The organism is Pantoea sp. CTOTU49201 (genome assembly GCF_032054795.1).
GTDB lineage: Bacteria > Pseudomonadota > Gammaproteobacteria > Enterobacterales > Enterobacteriaceae > Pantoea > Pantoea symbiotica.
The window spans coordinates 1-978 of the sequence record NZ_DAMBSA010000161.1 but is presented as its reverse complement, the minus strand read 5'-3'; the positions used below and the strand labels follow the sequence as shown (position 1 = coordinate 978).

The following is a 978-nucleotide window of genomic DNA, read 5'->3' as shown; positions in this document are numbered from 1 at the left end:
AACAGTGGTTTGAGCCAGCCGCTGAAATTAACGCTGGCTGAGCAACGCTGGATTAATGAGCATCAGGAAATAAAAGTATTGCTTTACGGTGACGACAACACGGCACCCGCGGCTTTTATTGATGATAACGGCGCGGTTCGTGGCATCTCTACTGATGTCCTGGCATTGATGACTTTGAAAACTGGTGTGAAATTTACCTTTCATACCGTGCAATCACTGGATGAAATCACGCGTGAGCTCAATTCAGATGATGCCAATATGGTTGCGGCGCTGGCACCCAGTTCAGGGCGCCGTCAACAAATGCTATTTAGTAATCCCTTTATTCGCACCGCATTTGCTTTAGTCACTGCGAAAGATAATGACAGTGTGATGCGCCTGACCGATTTGCGTGGAAAAAAGCTCGCATTGGTCAAGCATGCTGCACTCTCCGATAATATTGCCACACGCTATCCCGAAATTAAGCAGATTACCTTCGACAATGACGACGACATGTTTAACGCTGTAGCCAGTGGCAAGGTTGATGCGGCGGTCGTCCTACTAATGACTGCGGATTATCGGGTGAGTAATCGTTTCCCCGACAAAATTAAAATCGTCAACACCGTTGGCGATATTACTGCACATGTCGCGTTTGCCGTAAGTAAAGGCGATCCTGAATTACGTGATATTTTGAATAAAGTCTTAGATACCTTACCACCGGATGAACTGGAATTACTGGCTAACCGTTGGCGACCTAACAATATGGTGGTAGTAAATAATTTTTGGGGTGAGCATCGTACGTCATTACTTATTATCGTTATTGCTGCGCTATGCGTTTTACTATTGGCTATTGCACGTGCGTTTTGGCTACGTCGCGAGGTGTCTAATGCGGCCAACCAGGTTAAGACTTTACAAAAACTGTTAGATGGGATGCCTTTTCCAATCACCAGTGGCGTAATCAAGCCCACGTTGGTGAGACGGAAGATCTTCATTAACAGGCGG

General features: G+C 46.1%; 1 protein-coding gene. It reads left to right on the top strand.

Going from position 1 to position 978, the window contains the following annotated elements:
- A partial coding sequence (locus RTY00_RS12690; RefSeq protein WP_312664698.1) for a transporter substrate-binding domain-containing protein occupies positions 1-978 on the top strand: 978 nt, incomplete at both ends.